The following is a 17286-nucleotide window of genomic DNA, read 5'->3' on the forward strand; positions in this document are numbered from 1 at the left end:
AGTCAAGAATGGGTAGGCTGATCTCATGGCGAGACCCCGGAGCTTCGACGAGGCAGCGGTCCTGCGCGCGGCCAGGGACCAGTTCTGGGAGCACGGCTACGCGGGCACGAAGGTCGACGACATCGCCACCGCGACCGGCCTCGGCAAGGGCAGCCTTTACGGCGCCTTCGGGGACAAGCACGCGCTTTACCTGCGCGTCTACGACTACTACTGCACCGAATCGACCGATGGCGTGCGGCACCAGCTCGAAGGCCCCGACAACACGGCCCTCCGGCGGCTCGGCGACCACGTGCGGGCCATCGCCGAGTCGGTCGCCGCCGACCGGGAGCGCCGCGGCTGCCTGATGGCGAAGGGCGCCGCCGAATGCTCGGAGCACGATGACGCCGTCGCCGCGCGGACCGGGCGGGCGTTCCACGACCTGCAGGACTACCTGACGGCGTGCATCGCGGGCGCCCAGCGCGCGGGCGACCTCGACGCCGGTGCGGACCCCGCCCACCTGGCCGGGCTCGTGCTGGCCGTCCTGCGCGGCCTCGAAGCGCTGGGCAAGGGCGGCGTCGAGCCGGCGGAGCTCCGCGCCATCGCCGAGACGGCGCTCGCCGTGCTGCCCCGGAAGTGAACGGCTGACGCGTTGGGCCAACCGGTCTCAAGTTCTTGACGGACCGACCGGTTTGTGACGAAGATCTCGGGCACCCGCCGAAAGGCCGTTTTCGCATCGTGGAAAACGGAGGTCGCCCGTGTTCGTGCAGGCAGTGTTCGTGCAAGACGTGACTCCCCTCGGCTCGCTGGGCTTGTCGGCGCTCGTCGCCGTGCTGCCGCTGGCCACCGTCCTCGTGCTCCTCGGCGCCGTCCGGATGCGCGCGCACCACGCGGCCCTGATCGGGCTGCTCGTCGCGCTCGTCGTCGGGATCGCCGCGTTCGGGATGCCCGTCGTGCAGGCCGTCTCCGGCGCGCTGCAGGGCGCCGCGTTCGGGCTGTGGCCGATCATGTGGATCGTCGTCAACGCGCTGTGGATCTACCGCCTCACCGTGCGGACCGGGCACTTCGACGTCCTGCGCCGCTCGTTCGGCCGGATCTCCGACGACCCGCGGATCCAGGCGCTGATCATCGCCTTCTGCTTCGGGGCCCTGATGGAGGCACTGGCCGGCTTCGGCGCGCCCGTCGCGATCAGCGCCGTGATGCTCGTGGCCGTCGGCTTCCACCCGGTGAAGGCCGCGGTCGTCGCGCTGGTCGCGAACACCGCCCCGGTCGCGTTCGGCGCGATGGGCACGCCGGTGGTCACCCTGGCCCAGGTCACCGGCCTGCCGCTGCAGGAGGTGTCCTCGATCGTCGGGCGCCAGACGCCGCTGCTCGCGCTGGTCGTGCCGCTGCTGCTGGTGCTCATCGTCGACGGCAAGCGCGGACTGAAGGACACCTGGCTGCCCGCGCTGGTCTGCGGGGTCGCGTTCGGGCTCGTGCAGTTCCTCGCGTCCAACTTCGTGTCGCCGCAGCTGGCCGACATCGGCGCCGCGCTCGCCGGCGCCGCCGCGCTCGTGGCGCTGCCCCAGACCCGCCGCCCGGTCCCGGCGGAGGTCCGGATCGGCACCGGCGGGACGGCGACCGCCGAGGAGCCGCCGCACGACTCCCGCAACGACGTCGTGAAGGCCTACCTGCCCTACGCGCTGATCATCGTGATCTTCTCGATCGCCGTCCTCCCACCGGTGAAGAAGCTGCTGGACAAGGCGACCTGGAAGTTCCACTGGCCCGGGCTGGACGTGGCCGGGCCGAACGGGAAACCGGTGTCCGGCAACACCTTCTCGCTGCCGTTCCTCAACACCGGCGGCACGCTCGTGCTCATCGCTGGCGTGCTGACGGCGGTGATCCTGGCCGTCCCGGCGAGCGGCACCGCGCAGGAGTGGCTGGCCACCGTCAAGGAGCTGCGGTTCGCGATCCTCACCGTCACCGGGGTGCTCGCGCTGGCCTACGTGATGAACCTGTCCGGCCAGACTCCCGCGATCGGCACGTTCATCGCGGCGGCCGGCGCCGGGCTGGCGTTCCTGTCGCCGGTGCTGGGCTGGTTCGGCGTCGCCGTCTCGGGTTCCGACACCTCGGCGAACGCGCTGTTCGGCGCGCTGCAGGTGACCGCGGCGACCAAGACCGGCCTGCCGGCGGACCTGCTGGCCGCGGCCAACAGCTCCGGCGGCGTCCTCGGCAAGATGGTGTCGCCGCAGAACCTCACGATCGCCTGCGTGGCCGCGAACCTGCCCGGTGAGGAGGGCAAGCTGCTGCGGAAGGTGCTGCCGTGGAGCCTGGGGCTGCTGCTGGTGATGTGCCTGATCGTGCTCGGGCAGAGCACGCCGGTGCTCAGCTGGATGCTGCCATGACCCCGGCCGAGGCCGCGACGCGCTTGGCGGAGCGGTTCCAGCTCCACCAGCCGTGCACGACGAGCCCGGCGAACACGATGTAGATCGCGGCCGAGAAGTACAGGCCGGAGGAGATCTGCAGCGGCACGCCGATCGCGTCGACGACCAGCCAGACCAGCCAGAACTCGACGAGCCCCGCGCCCTGCGCGCCGAAGGCGACGAGGGTGCCGACGAAGATCGCGGCGTCCGGCCACGGCGCCCAGGAGGCGTGCAGCGCGTCCAGGACCAGCGCCATCACCGTCGTGCCGACGACGAACGCGCCCAGCATGGCCAGCCGTTCGGCGAGCCGGCCCGAGCGGACGACGACGCCGAACACCGGGTCCTTGCGGCGCGTCCAGGCCCACCAGCCGTAGAGCGAGATGGCGAGGATGGCGACCTGCCGGGCGGCGAGCCCGCCGAGGTGCGCGGAGACGTAGACGGCGAACAGCAGCACGGTGGCCCCGACCTGCACGGGCCACGTCCACAGCGTGCGACGCTGCGCGAGGAACACGACCGCCAGCGCGAACACCTGCCCGGCGAGCTCGGCGATCGAGATCCACTGGCCCAGCACGGTGATTCCGTGGTGCAGCAGGAAGTCCACGGCACGCCCCTTTCGTCCTACCGCTCCCAACATGCTCCGCGGGAGGTGAATTCCCTAGGGAGTGTGAGGGGCGGAACATCCCACCTCGTGGACGTCCCCGACGCGCAGCGCGCCGCCGCGGACCACGCGCGCCTGCACGCCGAACGTCACGCCGTTCACCTCGGAGATCGTCTTCAGCAGCCCGGGCGCGGCGGGCAGCCCGCCGGCCGGCAGCCCGACCATCACGCAGCGGACGGCCTTGCGGAGCACCTCCAGCTCGACCTCGCCGATCCGGAGCCGCTCCCCCACCCAGGCTTCTTCGGGGAGCCCGGGCGCCGGGCCGGTGTCGAGCAGCAGGTTGGCCCGGAAGCGCCGCTCGTCGAGCGCGACACCCGGCGTGCGCTCGGCCAGCCAGGCCAGCGACGACGTCGTGACCAGGTGGACGGCGGCTTCGTCGTGGTGCGGGAGCTCGCCTTCCGCCACCAGCCTGACGCCCGGGAAGTCCAGCGCGGCGGCGAGCTCGGCGTGCACGCCGCCGTCGTCACCGCGCAGCACGCGCCCGTCCGGGAAGGTCAGCACCGGGACGTCGCCGTCGTAGCGGGCGGCGAACGCGGGCAGCCCCGGCATCCGCCGGAACCGGGTGGAGTTCTTGCCGCTGCCGAACTTGCCGCCGGGATCGTGGACCGCGTAGAGGCGGTCGCCGTCGAGGCCGCGCTCCCCGACCGCGACCTCGGTCAGCCGCTCCCCCGCCATCGACTTCACCGGATAGCGCCAGAGCGCCGCGACGACCCCCATCGCCCCAGGGTATCGGCCGCCCGCCCGTCTTGAATGGGTCATTCAGGTCTTCGGAGGTCTTGAATGACCCATTCAAGACTCGCCTGAACGGGAGCTTCCTCCTCCACCAAGCCCGAACGGAGTCGCGGGCCTCCCCCTAACGCAGTGAAAGACCCTTTCACCGCGTCCGACGCGGTGAAAGACTCGTTCATGACGTCGCCTGCGGCGCCTGGACCGGCAGGAGAAAGCCAGGAACGCGGGAACGGGCCCGGCGGCTTCCTCGTCCGCCGGGCCCGTTCCCGTTTTCACCGCTGCCGGATCAGACCGGCGGACGCGGGGTGCCCGCCGGCGGCGTCGGGGTGTTGTCCGCACCCACCGGCGTGCGCGGGCGCGCGGCGGTGCCCATCTCGCCGGTGCGCTGCTGCGGCGTCTCCAGCTGGTGCTCCATGTTCGCCATCCAGCCGCGCCAGCGGTCCTGGGCCGGCTTGATCAGGCCGCCGCCGAAGCCGACCACGATCACACCGCCGATCGTGGCGAGGACCGCGATCAGGACCGGGCCGGTGATCGCCGTCGCGATGTTCACCTGGCCGAGGGCCGCGATGATGCCGAACGCCATGATCAGCCAGTAGGCGCCGATCGAGAGCGGCCGCGCCGCGCCCCGGCCGGACAGCGCCGACGCGACGACGTCACGCACGACCTTCGCGATGGCCGCGGCCACCACGACGAGCACGAGCGCGACCACGATCCGCGGCAGGAACGCGATGATGTCGTTGAGCAGCTGGCTCACCGGGTTCGTCGGCCCGAACACGCCGAACGCCAGCTGCAGCGCGATCAGCAGGACGAAGTAGTAGACCAGTTTCACGAGGATCCCGGCCGCGTCGATCTTCTGGCTGCCGACGCTGCCGGAAAGCCCGGTCTTCTCGACGAGTTTCCCGAACCCGACCTTTCCGAGGACGAGCCCCAGCGCTTTCGAGATCGCCTTCGCGATCAGCCAGCCGATCAGCAGGATGATCAAGAATCCCACGAGTTTCGGGACGAACGTGGCCACCAGGTTCCACGCCTGCCCGAGCCCGTCCTTCAATTGCTGGCCCATATGACTCCCTCCACGGGTTTTGCGCCCGAATCTCCACCCGCGGATTCGGGGTGGTGCCGCTGTGTTGCACCGGATCGTTGATCAGGTACCCAGCGACGGCAACTCGTGCGCCCCACGATCGAGTGAGACGACTGGCGCGGAAAGATCACCGGTGGCCATACTGGTTCTACCGGTGGGGACCGGGGAGACGAGGCCGTCCGGCGCAGCGTAAACCGCGAGCGCCGGGCGGCCTCGAGCAATTATCGGACATCAGTGTTCCGGCCCCCGGACACCTGAGCGTCCGAGGGCCGGATGAACAATCGGCGAACCTCAGGCGGCGCGCAGGGCGTCGCGCAGTTTCACCTTCGCGCCGCTGCGCATGACCGCGTTCCGGTAGATCCGCGCGGCGAGCCAGATCAACCCCGGGATCATCAGCACCACGAGCCCCACCGACAACACGGCTTCCCAGACCGGGACCCCGCCCATCGCCAGCCGCATCGGCATCAGCGTCGGGGCGAACACCGGAATCACGGAAAGCACCTCGACGAACGTGTTCCCCGGGTCCGACGGCAGCACGGAAATGCCGACGACGTACCCGGCGATGACGAACATCAACGCGGGCATCGTCGCGCCGCCGACGTCTTCCTGGCGCGAAACCAGCGCGCCCAGCGCGGCGAACACGATCGAGTACATGAAGAACCCGAGCAGGTACCACACGATCAGCCAGACGACCGTGCCGACGGCGGCCGAAACGGAAATGGTGAGCACGCCGGACGCCAATCCGGCGATCACCCCGCCGGCCCCGATCACCAGCATCTGGATCAGCCCGACCACGCCGATGCCGAGCACCTTCCCGGCCATCAGCTGCCACGGCTTGATCGTCGACAGCAGCAGTTCCACGACCCGCGACGTCTTTTCCTCGACCACGCCCTGCGCCACGCTCTGGCCGTTGATCATCAGCGAGAGGTAGATCAGGATGCCCGCGGCGATGCCCAGCACCAGCTGCTGGCCGTTGTAGTCGTACGGCTGCTCCAGCGGCGGGTCCTCGATGAACTTCGCCGAGGCGATCGCCGCCTCGAACTGCGCGGGGTTCCCGCCCAGCGCGGTGATCTGCTGGTCGAGCGCGACCTGCCGGGACAGCAGCTGCAGGACGTTCGCGAGCTTGCCGTCGAGGTCCTTCTTCACCTGGACGTGCACGGTCTTGCCGTCGCCGGTGAGCAGCGCGTCGATCGAGCCGTCGGCCAGCTTGGCGCGCCCGGCGGCCTCGTCGGCGACCTGGGTGACGTCGATCCTCTCGTCGACGGCCTGGCCACCGGCCTTCAGCGACGCCGAGAGCGGCGCGGTCGCCGGCGTGTAGCCGACGGTCGAGTCGGCGCTGCCGCCGCCCGAGATCAGCTTGATCAGCACGATGCCGACCACGATCAGCAGCAGCATGACCACGGTGGTGACGCGGTAGGCCTTCGACTTGACGCGGGTGCCGATCTCGCGCGAGGCGACGAGGCCGACCGCGCTCATCGGGCTCATCCGCACGTCCGGGAGCGGCGTGCTCATGCGGGAACCTCCTCGGTCGTCACGACGGAACGGAACAGGTCGGCCAGCGAAGGCTGTTCGCGCGCGAACTCGCGCACCGGCCCGGAGGCCAGCGCCGCCTTGAGGACGTCCTGGTCGTCGGCGTCCTCCCCCAGCTCCAGCTCGGTGACCGTGCCCTTGCGGCCGAGCACCCGCACACCCGGGACGCCGTCGGCCCAGCCGTCACCGGCTTCGGGGACGTCGACGCGCAGCCGCACGGCGCCGCCGGAGCGCAGCTCGCCGACCGTGCCGACCTCGACCATCTGTCCACTCCGGACGATCCCGACGCGGTCGCACAGCCGCTCGACGAGGTCGAGCTGGTGGCTGGAGAACACGACCGGCACGCCCTCGGCGGCCTTTTCCTTGAGCACCGCGCTCATCACGTCGACCGCGACCGGGTCGAGGCCGGAGAACGGCTCGTCGAGCACCAGGATCCGCGGCTCGTGCACCAGCGCCGCGGCCAGCTGGACGCGCTGCTGGTTGCCGAGGCTGAGCTTCTGCACCTCGTCTTCGCGGCGGGCGGCGACGCCCAGCCGTTCGGTCCACTTCTCCGTCGACGTCCGCGCCTCGGCCGCGGACATGCCGTGCAGCCGCGCGAGGTAGGTCAGCTGCTCGGCGACCTTCATCTTCGGGTAGAGCCCGCGTTCTTCGGGCATGTACCCGATGTGGCGCCGCGTTTCGTGCGTCACCGGCCGCCCGTCGTAGCGGACTTCGCCGGCGTCGGCCGACAGCACGCCGAGCGCGATGCGCATCGTCGTGGTCTTCCCCGCCCCGTTGCTGCCGACGAACCCGAACAATTCGCCCGGCCGGACGTCGAAGGTCATTTCCCGCAAAGCGACCACGTCGCCGTAGCGTTTGGAGATCGCGTCGATCTCTAAACCGGTCATCCCGGTCCCCCATTCTCTTGTGTTCCCCGGTGCCCGCGATCCTAGGCAGTACGTGCACGCACCGCATAGCGTCCGGCGTTGCCACCGGGGGCTACGAAAGTTGCGGAGCACGTAGGATCGCGTCAGCCATGGATGGAACCCCCACGCCGCGCCGGGTGCCGAAGCACCACGGACTGTCCGCGAAGACGCTCCGGCGGCTCGAGCACGCGTCCGGCAGCCTGGCCAGCGCCAGCATCGCGGTGATGGAGCAGCGGCTGACCTGGTTCGCCCGGCTGCCCGCCGACCAGCGCGCGAGCGTGCTGCTGATCACCCAGGCCGGCGCCGCGGGGTTCGTCAGCTGGCTGCGGGACTCGGAGGAAGCGCTGAAGCTGACGACCGAGGCGTTCCGCGACGCGCCGGCCGAGCTCTCCCGGTGGATCAGCCTGCGCCAGGCCGTCGGCATGGTGCGGCTGGCGATCGAGGTTTTCGAAGAGCAGCTGCCCGATTTCGCCGCGAGCGAAGGGGAACGCGCGGCGCTGATCGAAGGAATCCTGCGGTACGGCCGGGAAATCGCGTTCGCGGCGGCCAATTCCTACGCCGCCGCGGCGGAAGCGCGCGGCGCGTGGGACGCCCGGCTGGAGGCGCTGGTCGTCGACGGCATCGTCCGCGGCGACGCCGAGGAGTCGGTCCTTTCGCGCGCCACGGCGCTGGGGTGGGACCCAACCGCGGCGGCGACCGTCCTGGTCGGCAACCCGCCGTCGGACGACCCGCCCGCCGTGGTGTTCGAGGTCCGCAGCCGCGCCGCCCGCGTCGGCCGCCCGGTGCTGCTCTCGGTCCAGGGCTCACGGCTGGTGGTCGTGGTCGGCGGGCCGACCGACGGCGGGGTGAAGGAGCGGGAAATCCTGGCGCGCATGTCGGTCGCGTTCGCCGAGGGCCCGGTGGTCGCCGGCCCGACGGTCCCGTCGCTGGCCGAAGCCCACCACAGCGCGACGGAGGCGCTCTCCGGGCTGCGCGCGGTGGTCGGCTGGCCGAACGCGCCCCGGCCGGTCCGGTCGGAAGACCTGCTGCCCGAGCGCGCGCTGTCCGGGGACGCCGAGGCCGAGCGCCTGCTGGTGGACTCGATCGCGCGCCCGCTGGAGGAAGCGGGCCCGACGCTGCAGCGCACGGTCGAGGCGTACCTGGAGAGCGGCGGCGTGCTCGAGACGTGCGCGAAGACGCTGTTCGTGCACCCGAACACCGTCCGGTACCGGTTGCGGAAGGCGGCGGAGCTGACCGGCTGCCAGCCGACCGACCCGCGGGACGCGCTGGTGCTGCGGATCGCGTTGACGGTGGGCAGGCTGGCCCGCGCCCGCGGCCTCTGGTGAGGGCCGCGTCACGTGATGGACTTAACAGCGAAAGGTGATTGAACCCGACAAGGCATCCGGGTTACGCGCGAGCTTCTCCGGCGCGTCTTTGGAGGGTTCCGACAAAGACGCCGCGTAGACACTGTGAGCGTCGGCATCCCGGGAAAGCACCCTCGCCGTGTTGTCTTAGAGGGTGACAGCAGCAGTCCTCGCTCCCGGTCAGGGGTCCCAGGCCCCCGGCATGTTCACGCCCTGGCTCGACCTCGACGGCGCGCGCGAGCGCGTCGCCCAGTGGTCCGACCACGCCGGGCTCGACCTGCTCCACCTCGGCACCGAGGCGGACGCGGACGAGATCCAGGACACCGCGGTCGCACAGCCGCTGATCGTCGCCCTCTCGCTGCTCACCTTCGAGCACCTGCAGGCCACCGCCCCGGTCGCCGCGGACGCGCCGGTCGCCGGCCACTCCGTCGGCGAACTCGCCGCGGCCGCGATCGCCGGCGTGCTGAAGCCCGAGGACGCCGTCGCGCTCGCCGCCGTCCGCGGCGCCGAGATGGCGAAGGCCTGCGCGCTCGAACCGACGTCGATGGCCGCGGTCATGCTCGGGGACCCCGAGCAGGTCGTCGCCTGGCTGGAAGAACGCGGCCTGACCGCCGCGAACCGCAACGGAGCCGGGCAGATCGTCGCCTCCGGCGCCGCCGACGCCGTCGCGAAGATCGTCGCCGAGCCCCTGGAAGGCACGAAGATCCGCGCCCTCAAGGTCGCCGGCGCGTTCCACACGCAGTACATGGCGCCCGCCGAAGAGGCGTTGCGCGCCCACGCCGCCGAGCTCACCCCGGCCGACCCCACCCGGCCGCTGCTGTCCAACGCGGACGGCACCGTCGTCACCAGCGGGGCCGAGTACCTGGAGCGCCTGGTCGCCCAGGTCACCCGGTCGGTCCGCTGGGACCTGACGATGGACGGCCTGGTCTCGCTCGGCGTCACCCGCACCGTCGAACTCGCGCCCGCGGGCACGCTGACCGGCCTGGTCAAGCGGCAGCTCAAGGGCGTCGTCACCACTACCACCGCGCTGAAGACGCCGGCCGAACTGGCCGCGCTGCGCCAGGAGGACGCCTCGTGACCGACCGACCGGCCCTGAGCCTCAACCCGGGCTCCCGCGGCAGCCGCGTGCTGGGCGTCGGCAGCTACCAGCCCGAGAAGGTCGTCACCAACGACGACCTCTCGAAGGTCATGGACACCAACGACGAGTGGATCCGGACGCGCGTCGGCATCATCGAGCGCCGCTTCGCCGACAAGGGCGAGCTGCTCACCGACATGGCGGTCGCCGCCGGCACCGCCGCGCTGGCCGACGCCGGGGTCGATCCGTCCGAAGTGGACACCGTCATCCTGCCGAACTGCACGATGCCGACGCCGATCCCGAACGCGGCCGCGCAGGTCGCCGCGCGGATCGGCATCCCGAGCCCCGGCGCGTTCGACCTCAACGCCGCGTGCGCCGGGTTCTGCTACGGCCTGGGCGTCGCCTCCGACCTGATCCGCGGCGGCTCGGCCAAGAAGGTCCTCGTGATCGGCGCCGAGAAGCTCACCGACTCGATCGACCCGACCGACCGCGCGAACGCGATCATCTTCGCCGACGGCGCCGGTGCCGCGGTCGTCGGCGCGTCCGACGAGCCGATGATCGGCCCGGTTTCCTGGGGCAGCGCGGGCGACCTGGTCGACCTGATCGGGATGACCGAAGAGAAGTTCATCTACCAGGAGGGCCAGTCGGTCTTCCGGTGGGCGACCACCCAGATCGCGCCGATCGCCCTGCGCGCGCTGGAGGTCGCCGGGCTGAAGCCGTCCGATGTGGACGTGCTGATCCCGCACCAGGCGAACCTGCGCATCGTCGAGGCGATCGCGAAGAAGCTGCGGGCGCAGGGCGCCCGTGAGGACATGGTCGTCGCGGACGACATCAAGTACTCCGGCAACACCTCGTCGGCGTCCATCCCCCTCGCGCTGGACCACATGCGCAAGGCCGGGACGGCGAAGTCCGGCGACGTGGTGCTGGCGGTCGGGTTCGGCGCGGGCTTGTCCTACGCCGGGCAGGCGTTCGTCTGCCCCTGACCACCGTTACGCTCCCCGCGGGCAATTTCGCCCGCGGACCAGAGACCCCAGAAACACCGAGAAGGGAACTACCCCATGGCTGACAACGCTGAGATCCTCGCCGGCCTCGCCGAGATCGTCGAAGAGGTGGCCGGTGTGGCTCAGGACGACGTCACCGCCGAGAAGTCGTTCGTGGACGACCTGGACATCGACTCGCTGTCGATGGTCGAGATCGCCGTGCAGGCCGAGGACAAGTTCGGCGTCAAGATCCCGGACGACGAGCTCGCCAACCTCAAGACCGTGGGCGACGCCGTGAACTACGTTTCGGCCAACTCCAAGTAAGTCCTCTTCCCCTCCTTGAGGAGACTCCCATGAGCAACATCGACGTCGTGATCACCGGTCTCGGCGCCACCACACCGCTCGGCGGGGACGTGACGTCCACCTGGGACGGTCTGCTGGCCGGGCGGAGCGGGGTCCGGGCGATCGAGGCCGACTGGGTCGAGGAACTGCAGCTGCCGGTCAAGATCGGCGGTCAGCTGGCCGTCGATCCCTCGGAGGTCCTCCCGCGGGTGCAGGCCCGCCGGCTCGACCGCTGCGAGCAGGTCGCGCTGATCGCCGCGCGTCAGGCGTGGGCCGACGCCGGGTACAGCGAGCCGACCGACGAGCACACCGACGTCGACCCCGACCGCCTCGGCGTGTCGATCGGCACCGGCGTCGGCGGCCCGGTCACCCTGCTCACCCAGAACGATCTGTTGCACCAGCAGGGTCTCCGCAAGGTGTCGCCGCTGACCGTGCCGATGCTGATGCCGAACGGCCCGGCCGCGCACGTCGGCATCGACCTGAAGGCGCGGGCCGGCGTGCATTCGCCGGCTTCGGCCTGCGCTTCGGGAGCCGAAGGCATCGCGAGCGGGGTCGAGATGATCCGCTCCGGCCGCGCCGACGTCGTGGTCGCCGGGGGTGCCGAAGCGTGCATCCACCCGATCACGCTGGCCGGGTTCGCCCAGGCCCGCACGGTGTCCACGCGCAACGACGACCCGGGCGCGGCCTCGCGGCCGTTCGACGCCAACCGGGACGGCTTCGTCCTCGGCGAAGGTTCCGGCGTGGTCATCCTGGAGCGCGCGGACCTGGCGAAGGCCCGCGGGGCGCGCATCTACGCGACGATCGCCGGGCACGGCATCACCTCGGACGCCTACCACATCACCGGCAACCACCCCGAGGGCATCGGCCAGATCGCCGCGATGCGCGCGGCGATGAAGATGGCCGGCGTCACCGCGGCGGACGTCGGGCACGTGAACGCCCACGCGACGTCCACTGTGGTCGGTGACATCGGCGAGGCGGCGGCGATCCGCAACGCGGTCGGGGAACACCCGGTCGTGACGGCGCCGAAGGGCGCGCTCGGCCACCTCGTCGGCGGCGCCGGCGCGGTCGAGGGGATCATCACGATCCTGTCGCTCTACCACGGCATCGTGCCGGCCACGATGAACCTGACCGACCTGGACCCGCGGGTGCAGCTGGACGTCGTTTCGGGTGAGCCGCGCAAGGTCGAGCTGACCGCGGCGATCAGCAACTCGTTCGGCTTCGGCGGTCACAACACCGCCCTGCTGTTCACCCCCGCGGCCTGACGGACGCGAAAGAAAAGGGGCCCGGCTTCGGCCGGGCCCCTTTTTTCGTCAGCACTTTTCGTGTTCGGGCGGCGGGCCCTTGTCGATCGAATCGATCTTCAGCGCCGCCTGCTCGACGACCATCGGCAGCACCAGCCGCCACTTGATGCACGGCTCCTGGAAGAACTGCGGGGCGTCCTCGGGGTTCTGCACGCTGGTGAACCCGACCAGGACCCGCAACGACGAGCCGGAGCCACGCTCGATCCGGTAGACGACGGCGTCCCGGTCCTTTGTGGTCCGGATGCCGTTCTTCCAGGCGGTGAGTGACTGTTCGGCCACCCGCTGTGCGCTGACCACGCTCGTCCACTGCTGGTACTGCTTGGTGTTGATGGCCGAGAAGTACGTCTCGATGACCCGGCGGACGGCGTCGGCCTGCGGGTGCGCCCGCGCGTCGTCGGTCATCCGCACGGCGTCCGCGGCGGCCGGCTCGCCACTGCCCGACGTCGACGGCGGCAAAACCGCGGCGGAGGTGTCGTCGGCCGACTGGTCGGGACGGCGGTAGAGCTCGCGCGCGAGCAGGCCGGCCCCGACGGTCACGGACAGCACGACGACCACGACGGGCACCAGCCAGCGCTGGCGAGAGCTGGGGGCGGGGGTGGTCACGCCGTGAGCGTACCGGCCCCCGTCCCGCGGCTACCCGACCTGGTGCAGCCAGGTCACCGGGGCGCCGTCCCCGGCGTGGCGGTAGGGCTCGAGCGCCTCGTCCCAGCTCGCGGCGAGGAGTTCGTCGAGCTTGTGCGCGAGGGACTCACCTCCGCGGGTCATGGCGACGAGGGCGCGCAGCTGGTCTTCGCCCACCACGATGTCGCCGTTGGCGCTGGTCCGCCCGTGCCACAGGCCGAGGCCGGGCGCGAAGCAGTACCGTTCGCCGTCGACGCCCGCGCTGGGCTCTTCGGTCACTTCGAACCGGATCATCGGCCACGCCTTGAGGGCGGACGCCAGTCTGGCGCCGGTGCCCGCGGGCGCGCGCCAACCGCATTCGGCGCGAAGCTGACCCGGACTGGCCGGCTGCGCCGTCCACTTCAGGTCAACGCGGGCACCCAGGGTGCCCGAAATGGCCCACTCGACGTGCGGACACACCGCAGACGGCGACGAGTGGACGTACACCACACCTCGGGTGCTGCCACGGGTGCTCACTGCTACCTCCGCTTGTTGCTCGACGAGGGACGTCTTCCCCTACGCCCTGACTCGAGCTGCGGAACGGCTTCAGTGCGGCTCCCGAATGCCGCCTCCGATGCGTTGAAGCACATTCTGCACCCCAACCGTGCTGTTTGGCCACATGAACACCACAAGTCACCCGGGGCACCACTTTCGGAGGGCACGCGGCCGCGTCGTCCCCGTGTCGCACGATGGATACGGCCACGCGCGCTAGCGTGATGACCCGGAACGACGAGCAGGGAGGGGTTTTCGGTGCGACTGGTGCGCCTGGAGCGGCAGCAGTCCCGGGTGGCGGACGACATCCGGGCGGCACTGGCATCCCTGGGCCGCGGCAGCACCGTGATCGGCGGCATCGCCCTGATCGGCGTCGGCACGGTGACGGACCGCCCGATCGAAGCGGTGGTCATCCTGCCCCACGGCGTGATCATCGTCATCGGCGTGGACCTCCCGGACCCGGCCCTGCGCCTGGAAGCCCCGCTGGGAGCGTCGTGGCGCGCGGACGGCTGGCCCCTGGTGGCCGACGACGACGCGGTCAACCCGGCCACGGAGGCCCTGGACGTCTCCCAGGCGTGCGAGCGGAAGATCGCGGCGGTGGTCCCGGGCACGGCCCCGGTGGGCACGATCATCGCGGTGGGCCCGTACGTGGAGACGGTCGACCAGCCGGCGAGCGACCTGGCCGGCCCGGTCCGCGTCCTGCACCCGACCCCGACGACGATGCTGGCGGCGACGGTCTCGCTGGCAACAGCGCACCGGCCCCGGTCGGTCGACCAGGTCAGGGCGCTGATCCGCGGCCTGGCCCCGGAGGCCCCGGAGTTTTCGGACGACATCCTGGTGGGCGAGGGTTTCAGCCGCTTCACGGACGACGCGCCCCCGGAGTCCCTTTGGGACAGCGGCCCGGAGGTCCCGAAGCAAACGGCGAGCCCGGCGGCCGCCGCCGGCCCGGCCGCGGCTTCGGCCCCGTCCGGCGTGTCCGATTGGCGGACCGCGACCCCGGTCCCGCCCCAGCCCCAGCCCGAGCCGGTGCCGATGCCGGTGCCGGTGCCGGCCGAAGCGCCCGTCGCCGAGCCCGAAACCGCACTCGCCGACACCAGTGCGGCCCCCGAACCCGCACTCGCCGAGCCCGCACCGGAGCCAGAACTCCTTCCGGCCGCCGAGCCCACGGCCGCCGAGCCCGCCGCACCGCTCGCGGAAATAGCAGTCGCGCCAGAGCCGGAACTCCCACCGGCCGAACCCGCGCTCGCCGCACCGCTCGCGGAAGCCGAGGTCGCGCCGGAGCGGGAAGCTCCCGCCACCGACGCCACGCCTGCCGAGGCCGCGCCGAACCCGCCCACCACCTCCGAAACCGCGGCCGCTCAGCCCACGCCGAACCCACCCGCCACCTCGGAAACCCCGCCCGCCGAGGCCGTGCTGAGCCCGTCCGCCGCTTACGGAGCCGTGCCCGAGCCTCCCACCGCCGAACCCGCGGCTGCCAAGCCCATGCCGGCACCTCCCGCCGCCGATACCTCGCCCGCCAAGCCCGCGCCGCAGCCGAAACTCCCCATCGCCGCCGAAATCTCGCTCGCCGAGGTCGCGTCGGCTCCGGACCCCGCGCTCGCGGACACCGAACGCACCGAAGTCCTCCCCCTCGCACCGCCGGTGTTCCCGGGCACCGAAGCACCGAAGTCCACCCGGCCGAGTGAGCCCGCACCGTCCACCCCGGACACCGAGCGCACCGAGCGCACCGACAAGCTCCCCCTCCCCGCAGCACGAGCGCCACAGCCCTCGCCGCAGCCGCGACCCCGACCCCAGCCCCAACCGGAAGAAACCTCCCGCACCGTCCGCTGGCTCCCCCTCGGCGCCATCGGCCTGCTGGTGCTCCTGGTCGTCGCCGCGATCGCCGTCGCCACCACCGGGGACGACACCGCCGCCGCGCCGACCGGGCCGCCCACGCCCGGTACCCAGCCGCCGCCGGCCAGTCCGAGCAACGCCGCTCCCGCGCAGAGCCTGCAGTTCGCCCTGCGCGCCGCCGACGCCGATCAGCGGTGCGCATCGCACGCCTTCGGGGACGCCCAAGCCAGCCTGCAGCGGACCAGCTGCTCCGGGGTGCGGCGCGCCAGCTACGCCGCGACCGTCGACGGGCGGCCCGGGGCCGTCACCGTCGGGATCGTCCAGTTCCCCGACGCCTCGCAGGCGGCCGCCTTCAAGGCCGTCGCGGACACGCCGGGCGGGGGCGGCATCCTCGACCTCGCCACCGAGACCGGCAAGTGGGGCGACACCGCCCCGCCGCGCTTCGAGAACGCCGCCTACGCCTCCAAGGTCGAAGGCACGTCCGTGCGGCTGGTGCAGGCCGTCTGGGCGCCGGGACCGTCCACTCCGGACGATCCCGGCCTCGGCCGCGCCGCGAAGGCGGCGCTCGACCTGCCCACGCAGTGACTCAGAGCCCGTAGGCCTCGAGCAGCCGCAGCCACACCTCGCTGATCGTCGGGAACGACGGCACCGCGTGCCACAGCCGGTCCAGCGGCACCTCGCCGACGATCGCGATCGTCGCCGAGTGCAGCAGCTCCGAGACGTCCGGGCCGACGAACGTCACGCCGAGCAGCACGTTCCGCTCGGTGTCGACGACGATCCGGGCCTTGCCGGTGTAGCCGTCCGCGTGCAGCGACGAGCCCGCCACCGCGATGTCGATGTCGACGACCCGGTCGGCCGACCCCGGCCGCGCGTCCGCCAGCCCGACCGCCGCGACCTCCGGGTCGGTGAACACCACCTGCGGCACGGCGTGGTGGTCGGCCGTCGCGGTGAAGCGGCTCCACGGCGCCGGAGCCACTTCGGTCCCCGCCGCCAGCGCCGCCACCGTGTCGCCGGCCGCGCGGGCGCCGTACTTGCCCTGGTGGGTCAGCGGGGCGCGCCCGGTGACGTCGCCCGCCGCGTACAGCCAGCCACCGTCCACTGCGGACACCCGGCCGGTGTCGTCGACCTCCAGCGCGGAGCCCGCCTCGACGCCGAGCGTCTCCAGGCCGAGCCCGGCGGTCGCGGGACGGCGCCCGGTCGCCACCAGGAACTCGTCGACGACGACCGTCTCGCCGTCCTTCAAGGTCAGCTCGGTGCCGGCCGCCCCGGCGGCGACCCGCTCGACGCCCGACTCCGTGTGGACGTACACGCCGGCTTCGCGCAGCCCGTGCAGCACGAGGTCGCCGGCGAAGTGCGCGTTGCGCGGCAGCGGGCGCTCGCCGGAGATCACCAGGTGCACCTCGGAGCCGAGCGAGGCGAACGCCTGCGCCATCTCGACACCGACCACACCGCCGCCGAGGACGCCGAGCCGCGCCGGGACCGACTCCGCCGACGTCGCTTCGCGCGAACCCCACGGCCGGATCGTGTCGAGGCCCGGGATCTTCGGCGTGCTGGGCACGCTGCCCGTGCACACGATCACCGCGTGCCGCGCGGTCAGCACGCGGTCGCCGCCGACGGTCACCTCCCGCTCACCGGTGATCGCGCCGTGCCCGCGGACCGGTTCGATGCCGGCGCCGCGCGCCCAGTCGACCTGTCCCGAGTCGTCGCCCTTGCCGGTGAACCAGTCACGGCGCGCGAAGACCGCCTCCGGGTCGACCCGGTCGCCGACCGGCACGCCGGGCACGCGCTTAGCGGCGGCGAGGAGGTTTCCCGGCCGCAGCAACGCCTTGCTCGGGATGCAGGCCCAGTACGAGCACTCGCCGCCGAAGCGTTCGTGCTCGACGAGGGCGACCTTCAGGCCGCCGCGAGCGGCCCGTTCGGCGGCCACCTCCCCCACCGGGCCCGCGCCGATCACCACTACGTCAAAAGTCTGTGCAGCCATG

At 72.0% G+C, this 17286-nt stretch carries 16 protein-coding genes; 8 read left to right on the top strand and 8 right to left on the bottom strand.

All coding sequences use genetic code 11. The annotated features are described in order from the left end of the window. Positions 1–25: 25 nt before the first annotated feature. Positions 26–616 carry a TetR/AcrR family transcriptional regulator gene (locus ACLJQM_RS41950; RefSeq protein ID WP_410635894.1) on the top strand — a complete coding sequence of 197 codons (591 nt, stop codon included), beginning with the start codon at positions 26–28 and terminating at the stop codon, positions 614–616. Between the two features lie 133 nt (positions 617–749). Next, positions 750–2360 carry an L-lactate permease gene (locus ACLJQM_RS41955; RefSeq protein ID WP_360781041.1) on the top strand — a complete coding sequence of 537 codons (1611 nt, stop codon included), beginning with the start codon at positions 750–752 and terminating at the stop codon, positions 2358–2360. Here the strand turns inward: ACLJQM_RS41955 and ACLJQM_RS41960 are convergent. From ACLJQM_RS41960 to ACLJQM_RS41980, 5 genes are all read right to left on the bottom strand, one after another. Then, the gene (locus tag ACLJQM_RS41960) at positions 2341–2979 is read right to left on the bottom strand and encodes a nicotinamide riboside transporter PnuC (RefSeq protein ID WP_247012703.1); all 639 of its coding nucleotides are present in this window, start codon (positions 2977–2979) and stop codon (positions 2341–2343) included. The genes ACLJQM_RS41955 and ACLJQM_RS41960 overlap by 20 nt on opposite strands. A gap of 54 nt (positions 2980–3033) precedes the next feature. Continuing rightward, positions 3034–3753, bottom strand: coding sequence for an MOSC domain-containing protein (locus ACLJQM_RS41965; protein ID WP_247012705.1), 720 nt, complete (start codon positions 3751–3753; stop codon positions 3034–3036). A gap of 298 nt (positions 3754–4051) precedes the next feature. Next, the gene (locus tag ACLJQM_RS41970; protein ID WP_360780949.1) at positions 4052–4825 is read right to left on the bottom strand and encodes a mechanosensitive ion channel family protein; all 774 of its coding nucleotides are present in this window, start codon (positions 4823–4825) and stop codon (positions 4052–4054) included. A 309-nt stretch (positions 4826–5134) separates the two neighbouring features. Further along, complete coding sequence (locus ACLJQM_RS41975) at positions 5135–6355, bottom strand: ABC transporter permease (protein WP_410635897.1); 1221 nt, start codon at positions 6353–6355, stop codon at positions 5135–5137. Beyond that, entirely contained in the window at positions 6352–7260 is a 909-nt protein-coding gene (locus ACLJQM_RS41980) for an ABC transporter ATP-binding protein (protein WP_247012710.1), read from the bottom strand. Before ACLJQM_RS41980 ends, ACLJQM_RS41975 begins: the two co-directional genes overlap by 4 nt. Before the next feature lie 128 nt (positions 7261–7388). On the opposite strand from ACLJQM_RS41980, the gene ACLJQM_RS41985 reads away from it, so the two are divergent. The 5 genes from ACLJQM_RS41985 (at position 7389) to ACLJQM_RS42005 (ending at position 12280) form a co-directional block, all read left to right on the top strand. Continuing rightward, positions 7389–8603, top strand: coding sequence for a PucR family transcriptional regulator (locus ACLJQM_RS41985; protein WP_360780945.1), 1215 nt, complete (start codon positions 7389–7391; stop codon positions 8601–8603). A 172-nt stretch (positions 8604–8775) separates the two neighbouring features. Further along, positions 8776–9699, top strand: a complete 924-nt coding sequence (locus ACLJQM_RS41990) for an ACP S-malonyltransferase (RefSeq protein WP_410635898.1) — start codon at positions 8776–8778, stop codon at positions 9697–9699. Further along, positions 9696–10679: a beta-ketoacyl-ACP synthase III gene (locus ACLJQM_RS41995; RefSeq protein ID WP_410635899.1), complete on the top strand. Its 984-nt coding sequence runs from the start codon at positions 9696–9698 to the stop codon at positions 10677–10679. The genes ACLJQM_RS41990 and ACLJQM_RS41995 overlap by 4 nt, the downstream gene beginning before the upstream one ends. 75 nt (positions 10680–10754) lie before the next feature. Continuing rightward, positions 10755–11000, top strand: coding sequence for an acyl carrier protein (locus ACLJQM_RS42000; protein WP_004559006.1), 246 nt, complete (start codon positions 10755–10757; stop codon positions 10998–11000). A gap of 29 nt (positions 11001–11029) precedes the next feature. Beyond that, positions 11030–12280, top strand: coding sequence for a beta-ketoacyl-[acyl-carrier-protein] synthase family protein (locus ACLJQM_RS42005; protein ID WP_247012718.1), 1251 nt, complete (start codon positions 11030–11032; stop codon positions 12278–12280). Between the two features lie 48 nt (positions 12281–12328). Here ACLJQM_RS42005 and ACLJQM_RS42010 read toward each other — a convergent pair whose 3' ends face one another. Together ACLJQM_RS42010 and ACLJQM_RS42015 are read right to left on the bottom strand one after the other, a co-directional pair. After that, positions 12329–12922, bottom strand: coding sequence for a hypothetical protein (locus ACLJQM_RS42010; protein ID WP_360780935.1), 594 nt, complete (start codon positions 12920–12922; stop codon positions 12329–12331). A gap of 30 nt (positions 12923–12952) precedes the next feature. Next, the gene (locus tag ACLJQM_RS42015; RefSeq protein WP_290054326.1) at positions 12953–13456 is read right to left on the bottom strand and encodes a DUF3145 domain-containing protein; all 504 of its coding nucleotides are present in this window, start codon (positions 13454–13456) and stop codon (positions 12953–12955) included. A gap of 273 nt (positions 13457–13729) precedes the next feature. Between ACLJQM_RS42015 and ACLJQM_RS42020 the strand changes: the two genes are divergently transcribed. Continuing rightward, a complete protein-coding gene (locus tag ACLJQM_RS42020; protein ID WP_410635901.1) occupies positions 13730–15889 on the top strand; it encodes a hypothetical protein in 2160 nt (719 codons plus the stop codon). Position 15890: 1 nt separating this feature from the next. Here ACLJQM_RS42020 and ACLJQM_RS42025 read toward each other — a convergent pair whose 3' ends face one another. Next, on the bottom strand, positions 15891–17285 hold the full coding sequence (locus ACLJQM_RS42025) for a dihydrolipoyl dehydrogenase family protein (protein WP_410635902.1): 1395 nt from the start codon (positions 17283–17285) through the stop codon (positions 15891–15893). Position 17286: the final 1 nt, after the last annotated feature.

This window comes from Amycolatopsis sp. cmx-4-83 (genome assembly GCF_046548815.1).
GTDB lineage: Bacteria > Actinomycetota > Actinomycetes > Mycobacteriales > Pseudonocardiaceae > Amycolatopsis > Amycolatopsis pretoriensis_A.